Below are 19715 nucleotides of genomic sequence, written 5' to 3' on the forward strand. Positions count from 1 at the left end.
GAGTTTTATATGCCCCACAGTGGCAAACAGAACAGGCGTAACTTCCTGAAAGGTGCAGCAGCAGTGGGTGTCGTGAGTGTGGCCGGATGTCTCGGTGACGACGAACTCGAGACGGTGACGATCGGTGGAACTTCGAGTGGGAGTTCGACACAGGCCGCGGGACAGGCACTCGCCCGTGCCGCGTCCGAAGAGAGCGACGTCGTCGAAGTCTCCGTCCAGGAGACGGACGGGTGGACGGCGAACCTCTACGAGTACGACAACGATCAGATCCCAGCGATGGGCGTCGACAACAACTCGATGTCGAAAGCTATCGCGGAAGAGGGGCCGTTCGCGGACGACCCGGTCGATACACTGCCTCATCAGGGCTTTCAGTTCACAGCGCTCCAGATTCACTGGGTCGGTCTCGAGGGCGGTGGCGTCGAATCCGTCCAGGACCTTCGTGACGGCGGCTACACGATTTACCCGATCCAGCCCGGGTTCGGAACGCGGCTGCTAACCGAGGAAATCCTGGAGGATGCAGGCATCTGGGAGGAAAACGAGATTTCGAACGTGGATACGAGCGACATCCCCGGACAGGTCGAAGAGGGCAACGTCGACGCCCTCTGTCTGTACGGCTCGAACGGCGTCGAACTCGCCAGCTGGTGTCAGGAGGTCGATGTCCGGAGCGGCGACGGGCTCTACCTGCTCGAGACCGACGAGGAGTTCGAGCAGACGATCGAAGACCACCCCGGTGCGTTGCTCAACCACCACGAACCGTACGGCTACGAACAGGACGTCACCGAACTCACCGACGAGGCGGTGTCCTGGGCACTGCCCGCACAGTGGGCGTTCGGTCCACAAATTTCCGCGGAGGCGACCTACGATATAGCGCGTCTCGCACTCGAACACGACGACGTCATTCGCGAAGCCGACGAGACGGCCCCGGACTTCACGCCGGAGTACATGGCCGAGACGGTCATGGATGACGTTCCGGTCCACGAAGGCGTTGCAGACTTCTTCGAAGAGGAAGGCGTCTGGGACGACGCCTGGGAGCGAGGCGAGGCCGAATAACGGCCGTCTCGAGGGAGAATAACGTTCAGACGAACTTATACTATTTAACAGATGGGGACTAACGACGATACCAACTCGACCGACGAGACGACCGCTACCGAGGGCGACGAGCCGGCGGTACCCGATAGTAACGGCGACGGCGTTCTCGACGACGAGCCGCCACTGTCGATTTCGGACGGGCTTCGCGGCCGCTTCGAGACGGCCGTTATCCTGGGTTCGATTCCGCTTTGGCTGATCGTCTTCTGGTATTCCTACACCCAGATGATGCCGCGGGCGCGATACGGAACCCTCTTTCTCGGCGGCGTCCTGTTGCTGTATATCCTCCTCGAGCTGCCCGACGATCTCGAGGATGGCAACCGACTCGAGGCGGGAATGCTGGTCGTCTCGGCGGGCGTGATACTGGCCGCGACAGTGTATCTGTTTACGTACTACCAGTGGGCGATTATCGACCGCGCAGGCCACGCCTACGGCTACGAGATCGGTCTCGCGCTGGCGTTCGTGTTTGTGATGATTTATCTCACCTGGCGATCGTTCGGCATGACGTTCCTTGTCGTCGTGATCGCAGGCATCCTCTATGGACTCGGCGGCTCGTACATTCCGGGAACGCTCGGTCACGGCGGTCTCTCGCCCGAGCGAACGCTTCGCATTCTCGCGGTCAGTGGTGACGGCTTCTACGGATTCCTGACGCAACTGGTGGCCGCGTGGATCGCGCTGTTCCTGCTGTATGCAGGACTGTTGAAAGCCTACGGGGCGTTCGATCTCATCCTCCGGATGGCCGTCCGCTCCGCCAAGTACGTCGATTCCGGTATCGCCCAGACCGCCGTCCTCGCGAGTGCGGTCATCGGCTCGGTCAACGGAAGCCAGACCGCAAACGCCGGGATGACCGGTTCGTTCACCATTCCGTTGATGAAAAAGAGCGGCGTCAAACCCGCAACCGCCGGCGGCATCGAATCCGTCGCCTCGACGGCCGGACAGGTCCTCCCGCCCGTGATGGGCGCAGGCGCGTTCATCATGGCATCGCTGATCAGCGGCATTACGTACGTCGATGTCATCATCGCCGGGCTCATCCCGGCGTTCATCCTCGTCGTCTCGATCGTCGTCGCCGTCCACTACGCTGCGGCCCCCCAGATCGATGATCCCGAGATGGGCGGCATGTTCGACGACAAACTCGAGACCCAGCAACTCGTCCTCGAGGGTATCAAGTACGGCGTTCCACTCCTCGTTCTCGTCTACCTGCTGGGATATCTCCAGACGACGGTCATGACTGCGGCGTTCTGGACGGCCATCTCGATGATGGTCTTTGGGATCACGATCCCGATCGTCGAGGCGCTGTTGGACGGCGGTGATGTCGGTGGTGCCGCCGTCTACACCGGCAAACAGACCATCGAAGGCTTTCGACAGGGTGTGATCGTCGTCGCACCGATCACCATCATCCTGGCGGCGATCAACGGCGTCGTCGATCTCTTGATGGCGACCGGTGTGCCGACCGCGATCTCGCTCACGCTAATGGACCTGTCGGGCGGCGTCATGCTCATCGCAGTCATCCTCGCGATGATTATCTGTATCATCCTCGGGCTGGGAATGCCGACGACGGCAGCCTACACCGTCGTCGCGTTGTTGGTCGCGCCGACGCTGATCAACCAGTTCTTCGTGCCCGAACTCGCCTCCCACTACTTCGTCTTCTACGCGGCGATCCTCGCCGGACTGACGCCGCCGATCGCAACCTGTGTCGCAGTCGCGACCGGCATCGCCGGATCCGACTTCTGGCGAACGTGTTATGAGGCGATCAAGATTTCGGCACCACTGTTCATCCTGCCGTTTGCCTTCGTCTACCATCCGGAACTCGTCGGCGGCGAGTTCACGTCGGAGGCACTCATCGCCGGTGGGATCGCGTTGCTGGCAGCGATCATCATTATCCACGGCATCAACTACCGGTTCACGTTCGGTCGTACCCAGACCTACGGTCTCAGAGTCGGATTCATCGTCAGCGGCATCGTTGCGATGGTCTACTGGGAGCAGCTGATCCAGCTTGCCGCATTGGGACTCGCAGTTTCCCTCTACGTGGTGCAAGTTGCCATCGGGAAACCCGATCCGCTCGCTCTCGTCCGAGGCGCCGTCAGTGGATTCAACGGTCGTCGCGGCCAGCGCTAAGCGGTCACTATCGGTTCTCCTTTCGGGATTCGTCGACGAGTGGCTACGATCCCCCTTGCTTCGATTGACATCCTCCTCCGCGTGAACGCGGAGGAATCCCACGGCACCGCACCGCTGGATTGGGATATTAGGGTTTGCAGTCTACCACTTGTTCCCTCGGTGAGAATCCGTGAGACAAGTCATGAAGGTAGACTCCGGGCTGTGCCAACCAGCCGGTACTCCTATCCTCGCCCAAATTGGCCGAAGACTCGGAGTTACTTTGGTTCAGGTCCAGACGGATGTTCTCCGCCCCGTTCACGTCGGCATTGAACGCCGCATCACAATCCTCACACACGTACAGACCCCGTTCAACACGCTGACTCTCGTCTTCTTTCCCACAGACACAACACGTCTTGCTCGTGTCGCGTTCGGACACTTCCACGACCTCGATGCCCTCGACCTTCGCCTTGTATTCGAGAATCGAGGTGAAGCGGTCGAACGCCCACCCGTGGAGATCGAGGTTGCCATGCTTACCCCAGTTTTTCGACGCACCATCTTCGTCTTCACGGACTCCCTCCAAGTCTCCGACGTTGATGCGACCAACATCTTTCTCGACACACCGCTGAACGATGTGTTTGGCGAGACTGTGAAAGAAGTGAGTCCGGCGCTCCGACCACTTGTGGTGGAGTCGTGTGGCCCTGTCGCCACCAGAATTGTCGCAGTTGGCGATTTCTTTCGGGAAGTAGTACCCGTCCTGCTTCAAGCGGTTGCCTGGATACAAGTCGGCGTCTTCAGTACTGTAGGCGACGGCAGCGAAGTTGCTGATGCCGAGGTCGATACCCGCCGTTTCGGGGCCGGGAGCGTCTGGCGTCTCGATTTCGTCCTTGCAGACGAGGTGTAACTCCCATCGCTCCTTTGCTTGGTCGTAGACGGAGCGGACTTGTTGCAGGTTCTCAACCTCGACGCCGGGTCGTGTCTTGTATTCGACGAGGATGTACTCCCACGCTTTCGGGTGTTCCTTGTGATTCGCTCCTTTTGAGAGGCGAACACGGTTGTTCTTCGTGTCGTGGCGGATACCGTGTTGCTTCCACGTCACCGTCGAGCGGGGGTGTTCTTCGTGGACGCGGCGACCCTCGTCGTCGTAGTAGTTTTCTTTGCGGTAGCCGGGCGGATTGTCCCTGTCATCGTCGCTGGAGTACCACGAGTTGAAGGCTTCAGCGAGTTCCTCCAGAACCCGCTGACTGGACTGTGAGTGCAGTCCCTTGTATTTTGGATGGGTCTTCAACTCGTCTTTCAACTCCTCGTGGTCAGGAATCTCGCCCGTCTCCTCCCACACTTCTCGGGAGTGGTAGTTGGCAACGTTCCAGAGTTTGCTGGCGCTCCACCCGTGGCGGTCGAGCGACTCTGCCACCTGTGAGTGGTTGCGGATTTTCGCTCGATATGTGCGGTGAACCTCCAGCATTCTGAACGCCTGTATAATCACTTATATCTACACTTCTTGTAAAGGTTAGTGTTTGATGGCAGTGGAATATCCAGGCCTGTCGGTGTCGGTAGAACGCCGCACTAAGTGACGGCGCGTATCCACGCCGTGAACGACGTGGTATTGCGCCTGCTCCGCATATAAACTGTCCGGGCACAGTTACAACAATTGACGACCAGATATCAGTCATTAGTCGCTATCAGCGACCAAACGACAATGCTTTTCCATCGGCCACGAAAAATCGAAGGTATGGCAGACGACCTCAAGAAAGGGCTGGAGGGTGTCTTAGTTGCAGAGTCCAAACTCAGCTCGATCGACGGCGACGCCGGGCGACTGATTTATCGCGGCTACTCCATCCAGGACCTCGCTGAAGGAGCAAGCTACGAGGAAGTGCTGTATCTCCTCTGGCACGGTCACCTCCCCGACGAGGCCGAACTCGAAGAGTTCACCGCCTCACTCACCGAGGAGCGGGAGGTCAGCGACGACGTCCTGGCGACGATGGAGCGACTCGCCGACGCTGGCGAGGAGCCGATGGCCGCCCTCCGCACCGCAGTGTCGATGTTCTCGGCCGCCGAGCCCGAACGCGACGCGGACCCGGAGGATCTCGAGGCGACGCTGCGGCAAGGTCGACGTATCACCGCGAAAATCCCGACCGCGCTCGCAGCGTTCGAGCGCTACCGTCTGGGTGAGGACCCCGTCGATCCCGACTCCGAACTGGGGCTGGCGGCGAATTTCCTCTACATGCTGACCGGCGAGCAGCCGGACGACATCGCGGCCGAAACCTTCGACCAGGCGTTGATCCTCCACGCCGACCACGGTTTGAACGCCTCGACGTTTACCTCGATGGTCATCGGCTCGACGATGGCCGACATCTACAGCGCCGTCACCGGCGGCGTTGCGGCACTGTCGGGGCCGCTCCACGGCGGCGCAAACCAGGACGTCATGGAGGTTCTCATCGAAATCGACGAGAGCGACCTCGATCACCGCGAGTGGGTCGAGCAAGCCAACGACGAAGGCCGCCGTATTCCCGGCTTCGGTCATCGCGTCTACAACGTCAAAGATCCGCGCGCGAACATTCTCCAACAACGCAGCGAGGAACTCGCCGAAAACGGCGAGAGCAAGTGGTACGATTACACCACGACCATCGAACAGTTCCTCAGCGAAGAGCAGGGACTGACCGAACACGGCATCGCGCCGAACGTCGACTTCTACTCGGGCTCGGTCTACTACCAACTCGGCATTCCGATCGACATGTACACCCCAATCTTCGCCATGAGCCGTGCCGGCGGTTGGATCGCCCACGTTCTCGAGTACCAGGAGGACAACCGTCTCATCCGGCCGCGGGCCCGCTACACCGGCGACAACGATCTCGAGTTCGTTCCGCTCGAGGATCGATAGCGTCGATTCGCTGATCACGGTTCATTTTTCGCTCGGCCAGGGCCTGCTCGTACCGACACGACAGCAGACCAACTCGAGTGTCAGCTCAGCTCCCGAACGAGCACCGAGACGCCGATGAGGGAGCCACAGAGGACGACGAGATTGAACGCGGCGTGGATCAGCGGCTGATGTCTGGGCTCGACCCAGAGGTCGATCGCGTCGGTCACGCTGGCGTAGAACTGGACCAGCGCGACGAGTGCGACCAGCGAGCAGATCGCCAGCCCGGCCCAGGCGAGCAACCGCCAGACATCTTGGGAACGGGTCTCGCTCTCGCTGGGCGGTTCCGTACCGTCTACCGGTGGCTGGTCAACGGTCGGTTCGGTCGCCGAGTTGCGTGTGGTCGTATCGGTCATGTATGCAGCCTCCGCGTCAGTGCAAGCGTGGCAAGAAGTGCAAGCGCAGCCCCAGTAACGGTGAACCCGGGCACCGCATCGTCGGTGTCTGTGGCTTCGGTGTCCTCGACAGGTTCGTCACGAACCGGTGCCGAGTCCGCCTCGACGTCGAGGCTCTCGTCGTCCTCGAACGCACCGGCGTCGAGTCGACTGTCTTCCTCGCTCGCGTTCTCGACGACTGACTCGGGCCGAAGATCGGCAGCCGCCCGGTCAGTGGCGACGATCGTTCCGTCGAGCCACAGCGTCGCATCGAGATAGTACCGATAGTCGTCGGGCACGTCGACGGTCGTCGTCGGCGTCACCGTCTCACCGGTATCGACGTTGGCGACATCGACCCGTTCTGTATCGGCGACGATATTCGAATCCGCCTGCCGAGCCGTCACCTCGAGTTCGAGCGATCCCGTTCGCTCGTCGCCCGTGTTCGTCAGGTAGCTGGTGACATCGAGTGTGGTGTCGTCGCCGGCTGTCGACGCGATGGTATACTCGATCGCAGGGACGTTCGCAAGCGCCATCCCATGTTCACTACCGAACCGGTGGAACTCCAGACCGGTATCCGCGTAGGCTGGCGTCAACGAGTCCATGCCGGAGACGCGATGTGACACCGACTCGGTCCGTCTGTCGTCGACGTAGACGAACGTCTCGATCTCGTGGGTCCCCTCGCGTGGGACCTCGAGCGCTGCGGGGACGACGTCCTCGTGTTCGGCTTCGAGGCGGTCGATCTCGCGTTCGGTCGTCGACTCGACGAGGCCGGTCTCGGCGTTGGTCGCCCGGTGGACGATCGTCACGTTCTCGACGGCGCCACCGTGGCTCTGGAGGTAGCTATCGACATCGAGCGTCGCCGTCTCGCCGGAGATTTCCTCGGCGGCGAACGTCACTTCGAGCAGCGATGCGTGACCGTCGACGGCAGCGTCGGTCTCGGGTTCGCTTGGGTCTGCGATCGCACCGGAGAGGGCAAGCGTCGTGAGCGCAGCGAGGACGACCACGAGCGCGACGATCGCGAGCGCGTACTCGCGGTTCATGTCCACCCCTCTCGAACAGAAATATAAATGCTTTGTGTAGTTCGAGTTGAAAGAATCGGCCACGGCGATCCCGCAGACGGCACAACGCAGACGTATCGGGCGTCCGTATCGACGGACGTGTACGTCTTCGTCTACGGGACGTTGACCGATCCCGCACGGGTCGATCGCGTGCTGACTGGTCACCGGTACGCACTCGAGGACGACGCGATACTCGAGGGGGTACACCGAGTCGAGGGGCAATACCCGACGCTCGCACCGGGCGGGAGCGTCGACGGACGACTCCTCGAGGTCGACTCGGCGGCGCTGGCGGCGCTCGACCGATACGAAGGCGTCGAAAACGGACTCTACGCGCGCGTCTCGATCCCGTTTCGAACTGGCGGTGCGTCGGCTGCAACGTACGTCGGCGATCCGGCGCGACTCGGACTCGGCGAGCCCGACTGGTGGCCGGCTGGATCCTCGTTTCAGGATCGCGTTCGGACGCTGCTCGAGCGGGTCGATCCCGTGGTACAGCGTCGCGAATGACGATCGGCAGACACCCGTCTGACAGGGCACCTAACCCGACGCAGTCGTTCGGTTTCACTTTCACCCTGGAGGGATTGGTTTTATGTAATCGGCGCCCCCGTCTACACTCGCACGTCACACGCCGTGCATCCTGTATTCCCTGTCGTGTTGTCGCGGCCCCCGGCCCGACGACACATTCCTGTCCGACCGAAGACAGCGACGGCCCCACCGAGTCGCCGTCCGCCGTGGCGAATCTCACAAATAGGTCCAACCGACAGTATAGAGTATGCTCGATCACGACGACATTCTCGAGGCTCGCGAGCGGGTTCGAGCGACCTCGAGACAGACGCCGCTCGAACGGTCTCACACCTATTCGGCGATGACGGGCGCCGACGTTCATCTCAAACTCGAGAACTTCCAACGGACGGGTGCGTTCAAGATTCGGGGCGCGACCAATCGGGTCGCAACGCTATCGGCCGACCAGAAGGCGGCCGGCGTCGTCACCGCGAGCGCGGGCAATCACGCCCAAGGTGTCGCCCTCGCGGCTACGCGTGCGGGCGTGGACGCGAAGATCGTTATGCCCGAATACGCTCCTATCGCGAAGGTCAAGGCGACGCGAAACTACGGGGCCGAGGTCGTTCTCGCGGGGACGGACTACAACGAGGCCGCCGAGCGCGCCCACGAGATCGAACGCACGGAGGGTCGAACCTACGTCCACGCCTTCGACGACGAGATGGTGATGGCGGGCCAGGGAACGATCGGCCTCGAGATCGTCGAGGACTGTCCCGATCTCGACACCGTCGTTGTCCCTATCGGCGGCGGCGGACTGATCAGCGGTATCGCGACGGCGATCAAGGCCGAAACGCCCGACGCTCGCGTCGTCGGTGTTCAGGCCGAGGGTGCCTCGAGCGCCGCGAAATCCCTCGAGAAAGGCGAGCGCGTCTCGCTGGAGGGCGTCGATACGATCGCCGACGGGATCGCGACTCGCAGCGTCGGCGAGCAGACATTCCCCTACATTCAGGAGTACGTCGACGAGGTCGTCACCGTCTCCGATCCCGAGATCGCCGTCACCATCGTCTACCTGCTCGAGCGCTCGAAGACGATGGTCGAGGGTGCGGGCGCGGTCCCGCTGGCTGCGACGCTGTTCGAGAAATTCGACTACGAGCCCGACGAGACGATCGTCGCCGCTCTCTGTGGCGGCAATATCGACCTCAACACACTCACGAACGTCATCATCCGCGGCCTCGTCGAAACCGGCCGGTACCTGAAGATCCGCACCGTCCTGAAAGATCGGCCCGGCGCACTCGAGGACCTCCTCGACATCTTCACCGCCCACCGGGCGAATATCTACGCGATCCACCACGACCGAACCTCCCGGGACGTCGAGATGAGCGACACCGAAGTCGAGATCGACCTCGAGATGCGCGGCCCCGACCACGTCGAGGCGTTTCTGTCGGACCTGCGGGCAGCTGGGTATCCCGTCGACGTCCTCGCCTGATACGGTTTACTGTCAGTCAGTTCAGGCGCACCCGCGACCCAGGGGCGGATGCGCCGGTACATCGGTACAGCAATCCGTATCAGCGAAACGGGATTCGACTCCGCGTTTCGATGCGGAAAGCGATCCCGGGGCTGTAGCCCGTTCCCGGCAGACCATCGTCGTTCGCGGATTCGTCTCCAGACTCGTCGTCCGCGTTGCCCGCAGCCGCCTCGTCCGGACGCCGATAGGTCACGACGTGATCGTCACCCAGCCGTCCGCCGAGTTCGTAGGTCCCGTCGGAGTTTGATACATTCTCACCGCGGATTTCGTACTCAGCGGTCACCGTCTCGCCCGGATAGAACGTCATCACCAGCTCCTCGCCGTCGGCACCCATCCCGCCAGGAGTGACGTCGATGTGGTCGCTGTCCTCGTAGGCGTCGGTCCACAGTCGGATCCACGATTCCCCGTAGTCGTCGGTTTCGCCGCGCAACTCGAGGACGCCGAAGGGTCGAATCCCCATGCTGACCAGCTCGAGGGTATCGTCGGAGTCGTTGGTCGCCGAGAGTTCGAACGCGGCCGGCGAATCGACGAGGACATCCCGATCGAACGCGTCGATGTCGAACGAGAGCGGCCCGTCGAAGTCGGTCGGTACGTCGACGGAGACGATCGAAAACTCGGTGTCGCCCATACACCCCGCGAGGGTGGCGGTCGAACCGGCGACGGCTCCAAGCAGCGTTCGCCGTCGGAGCGTCGACCGTCGGTCCTCGCGAGCGTCGTCGGTCATCGGTGCTCACCCCCGGCAGGCGATCCGCCGGTATGAGCGACGAAGATCGATTCGATCGACGGCTCCTCGACGGTCGTTCGTCGAATCGTCATGTCTGTGCGCTCGAGCGCCTCGACGACGGCCTCGCGCCGGTCGATCGACTCGAGGTGCGTAACGATCGTACCACCGGCCATCGTATCAGCCTCGGCTCCGGCGCCGGCCCCACCGGCCGCCGCGCCCGTCTCAGGGCCGCCACCGGTCGCACCGTCGCCGACCGTCGTTCCGTCGCTTGCCGACGACACCGAGATGTCGACGACGCCCTCGACGTTCCTTACCGCCCGTCGAGCCTGCTCGAGGTTGCCATCGACGGCGAGTTCGAACTCGGTCGTCACCGGTGCGCTCGCTCGCAGTTCTTCGAGGGTTCCCTCCGCGACGAGTCGGCCCTCGTGGAGGATACCGATCCGATCGCAGACGAGTTCGACCTGACCGAGGACGTGACTCGAAAAAAAGACCGTCGCGCCGCGGTCGTTCTCCGCGTGGGCCACGTCGCGGATCGTCCGGACGCCGTGGGGGTCGAGCCCGGAGAAGGGTTCGTCCAGGATCAGCAACTCCGGTTCGCCGACGAGTGCCATCGCGAGCGCGAGACGCTGGCGCATCCCCCGCGAATAGCTGCCGGCGTCGTCGTCGACGGCGTCGGCCAGCCCGACCCGCTCGAGCAACGCCTCAGGGTCGTCGTCAGCGGCTTTCGTGTCGATGACCAGCCGCAGGTGATCGCGGCCGGTCCGATTCTCGTAGACGCTGAATCCGTCGGGGAGGATGCCGACACGCTGGTGGACATCGACGACGTCCTCGCGCGGGTCCATCCCGAGGATGCTGATCTCGCCCTCGGTCGGTCGCGCGTAGTCCATCAGCATGTTGATCGTCGTCGACTTGCCCGCGCCGTTTGGCCCCAGAAAGCCGTATATCTCCCCGGTATCGACGGTGAACGAGAGGTTCTCGACCGCCGCGTCGGACCCGTATCGCTTCGTCAGGCCATCGGTCCGGATGACGGATGCGTCGTCGTTCGAACTCACGCGAGATCACCCCGATCGAACCGGTAGTAGGCGATCGAAAGCGGTACCAGCCCCCAGGCGGCCAGAATGACCAGCCCGCCGGCCTCGTGGAGGTACAGCGGGACGGCCCCCGGCTCGAACGTGTTGTCGACGACGAGGACGTTGGAACTGACGTTTGGCTCGAGATCGGAGATCACGCTGTTGTGAAAGCCAGCCGAGTTGCCCGCCTCGAGGAGCCAGTTCGTCACGGTGTTGTACGCCCTCGATGGGGCGAGCCGATCGATCAGGAACAGTCGCCCGTCCGCCGGCGGATCGTAGAGGTTGACCGGCGTGCCGGTGAGTCGCGAGTACAGCATCGGTGCCAGCAGCTGCCAGAGGGTTTCGAACACCACGAGCAAGCCGACGAACAGCGTCGCCGCTGCCGTCGCCGCCCGGCCGGCGAGTGCCGAGACACTCACGACGATCGAGACGAGCACGGCGAGGTACGCGAAGGTGACGACCAGTACTGCAAGGTATCGAAGCGGCGAGAACAGCCCGAACCGGACGACGCCGACGACGGTGACGACCGCCAGCGCGATGCCGACCGGAATCGCGATGCCGACCGTCCGACCGACGAGTTTGCCGAGCAACACGTCTCTGCGGGTCAGTGGCAAGCCGAGTACGAACCGGAGGCTGCCGGAGGACCGATCACCGACGATAGCCCGATAGCCGAGCGCGATCGCCGCCAGCGGAAGCACAAACGCGGCGCTGTGCTGGACGAACCCGATCGTCATGTCGGGCCCGAGTTCGTTCCACGTTCGATAGGCCGGGCGATACGTCCACAACGGCAGTACGAGCGCGAGCAGCCAGACCCCTTTGGAGGATACCAGGGCCTTGCACTCTTGACGTGCGAGCGGGAACCATCGCATCACCGAACGTGTGACACCAATTTAACATAAATTTGCTGGTATCCGTGGCCGCTTCGCTCCTCGAGACGAAAGCGACACAGCGGGGCCCTGTGTCGAACTGCTGTCGCCGGCATTTAAGCCGATCGACCGAGAGAACAAGCACGTGAAACGCATCATCGACACCGACGACGCCCCCGACGCGGTCGGGGCCTACAGCCAGGCGACGACCGACGGCTCGCTACTGTTTACCGCCGGCCAGATCGCGCTGACCCCCGACGGCGACTTACTCGCCGACGAACCGATCGAGACCCAGACCGAACGCGCACTCGACAACATCACGGCGATCCTCGAGGCCGAAGGCGCGACGCTCGAGGACGTCCTCAAAGTCACCGTCTACCTCGGCGATATCGAGGACTTCGACGCGATGAACGAGACCTACGCCGACTACTTCGAGGACGAGCCTCCAGCCCGAAGCGCCTTCGAGGTCGCGTCGCTGCCGGCCGGCGCGGCCGTCGAAATCGAGGCCGTCGCCTCCCTCGAGTAAACCGACGCCGAGGGCATGCATCCGCGAACCAAATCCGCGCTGCTGTGGGGCGCCGTCGGCGTCATGGCGTTTCTGGTGCTCATACAGGGGTACGCACTCGTATCCGGCCCCCTCGTCTCGATCACGCAGGGCGCAGCCGTCGCGCTCGTCGTCGGCCTCGCAACCGCGGGATCGGCGTACGTACTCGAGCACCGAATCGCGGCGTTGGCGGCCCGCCGCGTGGCGGACGAACCCGAATCACACGGCGGCGACGGTAAAAGTAAGAGTTAAACGACGGACGTGGTTACGACTACGTGAGCCAGGATGGCCGAACGGTAAGGCGCACGCCTGGAAAGCGTGTTCCCTTTGGGATTCAGGGTTCAAATCCCTGTCCTGGCGCTTTTTTGAGGCTTTATCCAATATATGGTGGGCTACGCACAAATATCTGGTAGCTCGTGAAGTTTTCGTCAGGTGCTCGAGTTTATATACTATGGCGAGGCCAGTAGTCGTCAGTGGCCACCGACTACCTCCGCCGAACGGCGATCACCCGGCTATCCCTTGGCGACGATCAGCAGACGTTACTCGACCGAACGATCGCCGAGTGGAAGCAGGCCTGTAATACCGCCAGTCGAATCGGGCGGGCTACAGGCGAGACGCAGACCGCAGCTTTACAACAGCTCGCGTACGACGATATCCGCGAACAGACGTCACTCGGAAGTCAACACACGATTCTCGCGGTTCGTCAGGCGGCGGCCGCTCTCGACGGAATCGAAGCCCTCGATTCAACCGACGCCGAATACACGACCTCTCGTCCGTCTTTTACCAGTGACACCATCACCTACGATCCGAGGTCGATGACGCTGTTCGACGACGATACCGTGTCGTTGGCCACGGTCGACGAACGAATCCGGTGTGAGTTGGTCCTGCCAGACGACGATGGGGGCCACCAATACCGATATCTCGACGCTGCGAGCTGGGAGGTCACTGAATCGACGCTCTCGAAACGGGATGGAGAGTACTACCTCCATATCGGGTTTCGGAAACCAACACCGGCGTCAGAAACCGAAACCGAGGCCGATACTGCGGACAGGACAGTTCTCGGTGTCGACCTCGGTATCGTCAACATCGCGACGACGAGTACGGCGTACTTCGCCTCTGGACGGGAACTCCGGCACCGACACCGTGAATTCGAACGTGTGCGAAACAGCCTCTATCAGAGAGGTACCCAATCGGCATACCGAACGATACGTCGAATGAGCGGTCGCGAGTCACGATACGTTCGAGACGTTATGCATCAGGTTGCGAACGACATCCTCGAGGAAGCCACGGTCCACGGGTGTACACATATCGTCTTCGAGGATCTAAAGCATATTCGAGAGAACGCACCGCCGGGGAAACAATTTCATCAGTGGGCACACCGGCAACTCGTCGAGTTGGTCGAATACAAGGCGAGAGCCATCGGCATCGATGTCGAATTCGTTTCGCCAGCAAACACCAGTCGGCGATGTCCGGACTGTGGCTACACGAGTGACAGGAATCGAACGTCACAGTCTCAGTTCGAATGCAAACGGTGTGGAACGACTGCTAATGCGGATTACGTCGGCGCAAAAAACGTCGGCATGCGGTTCGTCCGGCACGGCCGACAGTCGTCGGGTCGGACGGGCGACGGTCAACTCGCCCTGAAGTCAGGAACGGTGACACCGAACGGAACAGTTAGGCCGTACGCTACCGGATAGCGTCGGAGGGAGAGTTCACTGACAAGTCCAGGTATCGAACCGGGACAGTTGATATCCCAGTTCTGGCGCTTTGCTGAAGCGAACGGATAGCCGTATCACTGCCGAGCGCATTCAGATACGTATGTGTGGCCGTTACACTCTCGCCCTCGAGCGCGAGACCCTCGAGGACAGATTCGACGCCGAATTCGCGGGCTCGTTCGAGCCGCGATACAACGTGACGCCGGGCCAAGACGTGCCCGTCATCACGAACGAGGAGCCGGAGACGATCCAGGGGTTCGAGTGGGGGCTGGTGCCGTCGTGGGCCGACGACGGCAGCGGTGGGATGATCAACGCGCGTGCGGAGACGGTCGACGAGAAACCGAGCTTCAGGGAGGCCTACGAACGGCGGCGATGTCTGGTCCCCGCGGACGGTTTCTACGAGTGGGTCGAGACGGACGACGGGAAACAGCCCTATCGTGTAACCCTCGAGGACGAGCGGCCGTTCGCCATGGCCGGACTGTGGGAGCGATGGGAGCCCGACGAGCCGACGACGCAGGCGGGGTTGGACGCCTTCGGCGGCGGGAGTGAGGACGCTGGTGGTGACGACGGCCCGCTCGAGACGTTCACGGTCGTCACGACCGAACCGAACGAGCTGGTTGGCGACCTCCATCACCGGATGGCGGTCGTGCTCGAGCCGTCGGCCGAACGACGCTGGCTCGAGGGCGAGGAGACGGGCGAACTACTCGAGCCCTATCCCGCCGACGACATGCGTGCGTATCCGGTCTCGACGGCGGTCAACGATCCGTCGGTCGACGAACCGTCGCTGCTCGAGCCGGTCGAGTCCTGAACCGATAGCCCAACATATTTAAACGTGGCGGATGACTGCACGATTTCGGCGGACAGGCCCACGTAGATCGTCGCCGAGATATGGCACAGAAATCGGCCGCAGTACGGCTGTTTGTGCCGGTATCGTACGTCAACGACTGGCGAACGTCGATGGTCGATAGCGAATGATTTATATAGAATCACAATCAATGAATCGACTGACTATGAGCCAGCGAATGCAGCAGGGACAGCCGATGATCGTGATGAGCGAAGACTCCCAGCGCGTCAAGGACAAGGACGCGCAGGACTACAACATCAGCGCCGCCCGTGCGGTCGCCGAGGCCGTACGCTCGACGCTGGGTCCAAAAGGGATGGACAAGATGCTCGTCGACTCGATGGGATCGGTGACGATCACCAACGACGGCGTCACCATCTTAGAGGAGATGGACATCGACAACCCGACGGCCGAGATGATCGTCGAGGTCGCCGAGACCCAGGAAGACGAGGCCGGAGACGGCACCACGACGGCCGTCGCGATCGCCGGTGAACTGCTGAAAAACGCCGAGGATCTCCTCGAGCAGGACATCCATCCGTCGGCGATCATCAAAGGCTTCCACCTCGCGGGCGATCAGGCCCGCGAAGAGATCGACGATATCGCGACCGAAGTCGACACCGAGGACGAGGAACTGCTTCGGTCGGTCGCCGAAACCTCGATGACCGGCAAGGGCGCCGAGGTCAACAAGGAACACCTCTCCCAGCTGATCGTCGACGCGGTCAGTGCCGTCACCGTCGAGGACGGCGAGGGCGAAAACGTCGTCGACCTCGAGTTCTTAAACATCGAGACCCAGACCGGTCGCAGCGCCGGTGAGTCCGACCTGCTCGTCGGTGGCATCGTCGACAAGGATCCAGTTCACGACGACATGCCCGTCGAAGCCGAGGACGCAGACGTGTTGCTGCTCAACGAGGCCATCGAGGTCGAAGAGACGGACATCGACACCGAAGTGTCGGTCACCGACCCGGACCAGCTTCAGCAGTTCCTCGATCGCGAGGAAAAACAGCTCAAAGAGAAGGTCGAACAGATCGTCGACACCGATGCTGACGTCGTCTTCTGTCAGAAAGGCATCGACGACCTCGCCCAGCACTACCTCGCCAAGGAAGGCGTCCTCGCCGTCCGACGCGCGAAGAAGTCCGACCTCGAGTTCCTCTCGGAGGTCGTCAACGCGGCCATCGTCTCGGATCTCTCGAGTGCCTCGGCCGAGGATCTCGGTCACGGCGACATCACCCGCGACGAGGAAGACGAGCTGTTCTACGTCGAAGGCGACGACGCCCACGGCGTCACCCTCCTCCTGCGTGGCTCGACTGACCACGTCGTCGACGAACTCGAGCGCGGCGTCGGCGACGCACTCGACGTCGTCGCCCAAACCGTCTCCGACGGTCGCGTGCTGGCTGGCGGCGGTGCGATCGAGGTCGAACTCGCCTCGCGACTGCGTGACTACGCCGACTCGGTCTCCGGGCGCGAACAGCTGGCCGTCGAGGCCTTCGCCGATTCGCTCGAGCTCGTCCCGCGCGTGCTCGCCGAGAACGCCGGCCTCGATTCGATCGATACGCTGGTCGACCTGCGCGCCGCCCACGAGGACGGCGACGCCGAAGCCGGCCTGAACGTCTTCTCGAACGATGTCGAGAACACCTTCGAGGCTGGCGTCGTCGAGCCGGCTCACGCCAAAGAGCAGGCCGTAAGCTCCGCCTCCGAAGCCGCAAATCTCGTGCTCAAAATCGACGACATCATCTCCGCCGGCGACCTCTCGACCGACAAGGGCGACGACGAGGAAGGCGCCCCCGGCGGCGGCATGGGCGGCGGTATGGGCGGCGGTATGGGCGGCATGATGTAGGCGAGGGTTGACGCGAGCGCAGCGAGGGAAACCCTCGAGAAGGCGAGTGGGCCATCGGCCCGCGAGCAGCGTGGTTCGACCGACGTGAGAAACACGACGAAACGAACGCCAGAGGTAGCTTTTTGATTCGGTAACGACACTTGCTACGACGCGATAGCCGCCGCTCTCAGTACTCGAGCGGCCAGCGCTCGTCATCTGTCGCGGCGAGTTCGTCGGCGACGCCGTCGGCGAGTCGATACTCGTCGCCATCGCGGACGACGGTGCCGGCTCGCTCTAAGTGCTCGAGGTGGGCGTAGGATTCGCCGGGTCCGTGCAGAATGTGGATCCCCTCGAGGTCGCCGAAGAGGTCGGCGCTGACGGTCCAGGTATCACAGGGGCCGAGTCGATCGAGCGCGTCGAGGACGCGCCAGGAGCGTTCTTCGTGGTGGTCGATGATGTAGGCGGCGCGACCGGCCGGATCGTCGATCGGATCCCGGTGACCTGGCCACGCACGCTCGTAGTCGGCGTCGACGATTCCCTGGAGCGCTCGCAGGTACTTCTCGAGTGGGCGCTCAACGCGGACGTCCGCACCGCCGACGTTGGGTGTGTAGACCGGAAGCAAGACATCGCCGGAGACGATCTCGGTCGTGCCATCGTGCTCGAGTTCGAACAGACAGAGGCCGTCGGCGTGGCCGGACGTGTGGACGACCCGGAGGTCGTAGCCGTTGATCGAAAATTGGTCGCCGTCCTCGAAGGTCGTGACGGTGGGCGTGGCGACGGGGGTGTCGCCATGGGCCATCCGATCGAGCAGGGTTTGCTGGTCGTCCTCGGGCATCCGCCACTGGTCGAAGTACTCCTTCTGTGTCGCCTCCATCGATGTCCACGCGTCTTCGTCGCCCTCGATCAGCGCGGCGTCCGCGGGGTGGGCGTAGACCTCGGCACCGCTTTCGGCCTGGATCTCGCCGGCCAGGCCGACGTGGTCGTGGTGCCAGTGGGTGAGAAAGATGCGATCGACGTCTGCGAAGGCGACGTCGCGCTCGTCGAATTCGGCCTCGAGTTGCTCTCGAGTGGTCTCCATCCAGTCGCCGGTATCGATCAGTGCGACCTCGTCACCGTCGGCGAAGAGATACGCGTTGTTGTCCCCTTCGAACGCCGAGTTCGATAATTCGATTCGTTCCATGCCCTCGTGTGGCATAGGAAGCGGAAAAACCTTTTGCGAGACGGAAGAATACGACGGGTATTCTCCCGTCGCTGATACGGTTTACTGTAAGTCGTTTTCGGTGCAACCGCGTCCCGTCTTGCGGTTGCACCGGTAAACCGTTACAGCAATCCGTATGAGTGGGTGGGTTCGGAGTCTATAAAGAAAACAGCGCGAGTACCCCGACCCACCGTGGTCGGGGGTGAAGCGCGTCGAAGTGTTTAATAAACTACCTCACGTACATAATAGTAACAAGCCAGAATCAACAACCTGAAAGTAGGGAATTGACGACCTCAATTCCTTTGCTGGCTTGTCGGCACTGAAAATGCGACACCTCTCAAAATCCGCGTCATTGGCGTGGTGAGACGGGTGTTGTCGGGTCGTGGTAGAGCGACCGAGCTCCATGGACACTCGCTGTAGGCGAGTGTTCGGGTGTTTACCCGTGCCGGGCACGAGACGTTCAGTCAAGTGCGGAGGGAATTAAAGGCCGTGCCGGTGCAGTGCGGCCCCAAACCCGGACGCCACGGGCCACCGTGCCCGTGGTACTTCACGCGGGACTAGTGACGGCCGTGTCGCTTTTCGACGCCCCGGTTGTCACGCACGCGATCACGGACGATATCGCGGCGGGCGGGTGGGCGTTCGTCGCCGTGCTCTTCGCGCTCGTCGTCTTCGTCAACGCACCCGTCGAGGAGTTTCTCTTTCGCAACGTCGTCCAGAAGTGCCTCGCGGACGCGATTTCACAGCGGCGGGCGATACTCGCGGCGTCGATGTCGAACGGCGAACCTCGTCGTCCCGGCGCTGTGTCACGGACTCTACAACGTGGCCGTCTTCGGGATGACCGCGGTCGTGACGCTGTGATACGGTGTACTGTAACTATTTACCGCCGATCGCCGACCCCGTTCTGGCGATCGGCGGTAATTGACTACAGGAAACCGTATGATGCTACTCGAGCGTCGGCTCGGCGTCCATCGTCTGGGCCACGAGGTTTTCGACGGTAAGCTCGAGTTCACGGCGGACCGTCTTCGCGGCGAGATAATTCAGGACGAACGCCAGCCTCGAGTCGAGGGTGTACTCCATCGTGGCAGTGACTTCGGTCTCGGACTCGTCTTTCACGCGGATCGTCGACTGGCGCGTCGCGAACAGCCCCGAGCCGTCGACCATCGTGTACTCGTAGCCGTCGGACAACTCGACAAACTCCAGAACCATCGTGTTCTCGTCGAACGAGACCGTCATTCGATCCGTCTCGCCGACCGTCTCGTGGGACTCGATCGCGAAAATGTCCGCGTACTCGACGATCGCCGTCGGCGACAGCGACGCCAGTAGCTCCTCGGCGGACGGTTCGACCGTGTACGAGAGTTCGACGGTGTGCATTCGGTCGTCGTACGTCCCGGTAACAGT

General features: G+C 62.3%; 17 protein-coding genes, 1 tRNA gene and 1 pseudogene. 11 read left to right on the forward strand and 8 right to left on the reverse strand.

Annotated features, from left to right (window positions below; translation table 11 throughout):
* Positions 1–9 precede the first annotated feature (9 nt).
* Both D8Y22_RS16005 and D8Y22_RS16010 read left to right on the forward strand, forming a co-directional pair.
* A complete protein-coding gene (locus D8Y22_RS16005; RefSeq protein ID WP_217350894.1) occupies positions 10–1050 on the forward strand; it encodes a TAXI family TRAP transporter solute-binding subunit in 1041 nt (346 codons plus the stop codon).
* Between the two features lie 51 nt (positions 1051–1101).
* Positions 1102–3201: a TRAP transporter permease gene (locus D8Y22_RS16010; protein WP_141465692.1), complete on the forward strand. Its 2100-nt coding sequence runs from the start codon at positions 1102–1104 to the stop codon at positions 3199–3201.
* Between the two features lie 127 nt (positions 3202–3328).
* Here the strand turns inward: D8Y22_RS16010 and D8Y22_RS16015 are convergent, their stop codons facing one another.
* A complete protein-coding gene (locus D8Y22_RS16015; protein ID WP_141465782.1) occupies positions 3329–4642 on the reverse strand; it encodes an RNA-guided endonuclease InsQ/TnpB family protein in 1314 nt (437 codons plus the stop codon).
* A 267-nt stretch (positions 4643–4909) separates the two neighbouring features.
* On the opposite strand from D8Y22_RS16015, the gene citZ reads away from it, so the two are divergent.
* On the forward strand, positions 4910–6058 hold the full coding sequence (citZ, locus tag D8Y22_RS16020) for a citrate synthase (protein ID WP_141465693.1): 1149 nt from the start codon (positions 4910–4912) through the stop codon (positions 6056–6058).
* A gap of 80 nt (positions 6059–6138) precedes the next feature.
* Here citZ and D8Y22_RS16025 read toward each other — a convergent pair whose 3' ends face one another.
* Both D8Y22_RS16025 and D8Y22_RS16030 read right to left on the reverse strand, forming a co-directional pair.
* On the reverse strand, positions 6139–6450 hold the full coding sequence (locus D8Y22_RS16025; RefSeq protein WP_141465694.1) for a hypothetical protein: 312 nt from the start codon (positions 6448–6450) through the stop codon (positions 6139–6141).
* A complete protein-coding gene (locus D8Y22_RS16030) occupies positions 6447–7508 on the reverse strand; it encodes a DUF7490 domain-containing protein (RefSeq protein WP_141465695.1) in 1062 nt (353 codons plus the stop codon). Before D8Y22_RS16030 ends, D8Y22_RS16025 begins: the two co-directional genes overlap by 4 nt.
* Before the next feature lie 117 nt (positions 7509–7625).
* Here D8Y22_RS16030 and D8Y22_RS16035 point away from each other — a divergent pair, with 117 nt between their 5' ends.
* Positions 7626–8030, forward strand: a complete 405-nt coding sequence (locus D8Y22_RS16035; RefSeq protein WP_141465696.1) for a gamma-glutamylcyclotransferase family protein — start codon at positions 7626–7628, stop codon at positions 8028–8030.
* A 265-nt stretch (positions 8031–8295) separates the two neighbouring features.
* Positions 8296–9507, forward strand: coding sequence for a threonine ammonia-lyase (ilvA, locus tag D8Y22_RS16040; RefSeq protein WP_141465697.1), 1212 nt, complete (start codon positions 8296–8298; stop codon positions 9505–9507).
* 79 nt (positions 9508–9586) lie between these two features.
* Here ilvA and D8Y22_RS16045 read toward each other — a convergent pair whose 3' ends face one another.
* From D8Y22_RS16045 to D8Y22_RS16055, 3 genes and pseudogenes are all read right to left on the reverse strand, one after another.
* A complete protein-coding gene (locus tag D8Y22_RS16045) occupies positions 9587–10270 on the reverse strand; it encodes a hypothetical protein (protein WP_141465698.1) in 684 nt (227 codons plus the stop codon).
* Between the two features lie 374 nt (positions 10271–10644).
* A pseudogene (locus D8Y22_RS23420) lies at positions 10645–11322 on the reverse strand (ABC transporter ATP-binding protein); the annotation flags it as partial.
* Positions 11319–12209: an ABC transporter permease subunit gene (locus D8Y22_RS16055; protein WP_141465700.1), complete on the reverse strand. Its 891-nt coding sequence runs from the start codon at positions 12207–12209 to the stop codon at positions 11319–11321. The gene D8Y22_RS16055 and the pseudogene D8Y22_RS23420, both read right to left, overlap by 4 nt.
* A 142-nt stretch (positions 12210–12351) precedes the next feature.
* Here D8Y22_RS16055 and D8Y22_RS16060 point away from each other — a divergent pair, with 142 nt between their 5' ends.
* The 6 genes from D8Y22_RS16060 to thsB all read left to right on the forward strand — a co-directional run bounded on the left by D8Y22_RS16060 (position 12352) and on the right by thsB (position 17140).
* On the forward strand, positions 12352–12732 hold the full coding sequence (locus D8Y22_RS16060) for a Rid family detoxifying hydrolase (RefSeq protein WP_141465701.1): 381 nt from the start codon (positions 12352–12354) through the stop codon (positions 12730–12732).
* A gap of 15 nt (positions 12733–12747) precedes the next feature.
* The gene (locus tag D8Y22_RS16065) at positions 12748–13002 is read left to right on the forward strand and encodes a hypothetical protein (RefSeq protein WP_141465702.1); all 255 of its coding nucleotides are present in this window, start codon (positions 12748–12750) and stop codon (positions 13000–13002) included.
* A 27-nt stretch (positions 13003–13029) separates the two neighbouring features.
* A tRNA-Ser gene (locus tag D8Y22_RS16070) sits at positions 13030–13110 on the forward strand.
* Positions 13111–13223: 113 nt separating this feature from the next.
* Entirely contained in the window at positions 13224–14447 is a 1224-nt protein-coding gene (locus tag D8Y22_RS16075) for an RNA-guided endonuclease InsQ/TnpB family protein (protein WP_141465703.1), read from the forward strand.
* A 121-nt stretch (positions 14448–14568) separates the two neighbouring features.
* Entirely contained in the window at positions 14569–15273 is a 705-nt protein-coding gene (locus D8Y22_RS16080; protein WP_141465704.1) for an SOS response-associated peptidase, read from the forward strand.
* Between the two features lie 214 nt (positions 15274–15487).
* Positions 15488–17140: a thermosome subunit beta gene (gene thsB / locus D8Y22_RS16085; RefSeq protein WP_141465783.1), complete on the forward strand. Its 1653-nt coding sequence runs from the start codon at positions 15488–15490 to the stop codon at positions 17138–17140.
* 166 nt (positions 17141–17306) lie between these two features.
* On the opposite strand, the gene D8Y22_RS16090 is transcribed toward thsB, so the two are convergent.
* Together D8Y22_RS16090 and D8Y22_RS16095 are read right to left on the reverse strand one after the other, a co-directional pair.
* On the reverse strand, positions 17307–18299 hold the full coding sequence (locus tag D8Y22_RS16090) for an MBL fold metallo-hydrolase (RefSeq protein WP_141465705.1): 993 nt from the start codon (positions 18297–18299) through the stop codon (positions 17307–17309).
* Between the two features lie 960 nt (positions 18300–19259).
* Positions 19260–19688, reverse strand: a complete 429-nt coding sequence (locus tag D8Y22_RS16095) for a hypothetical protein (RefSeq protein WP_141465706.1) — start codon at positions 19686–19688, stop codon at positions 19260–19262.
* Positions 19689–19715: the final 27 nt, after the last annotated feature.

Origin of the sequence: Salinadaptatus halalkaliphilus (assembly GCF_006543045.1) — an archaeon.
Taxonomy (GTDB): Archaea; Halobacteriota; Halobacteria; order Halobacteriales; family Natrialbaceae; genus Salinadaptatus; species Salinadaptatus halalkaliphilus.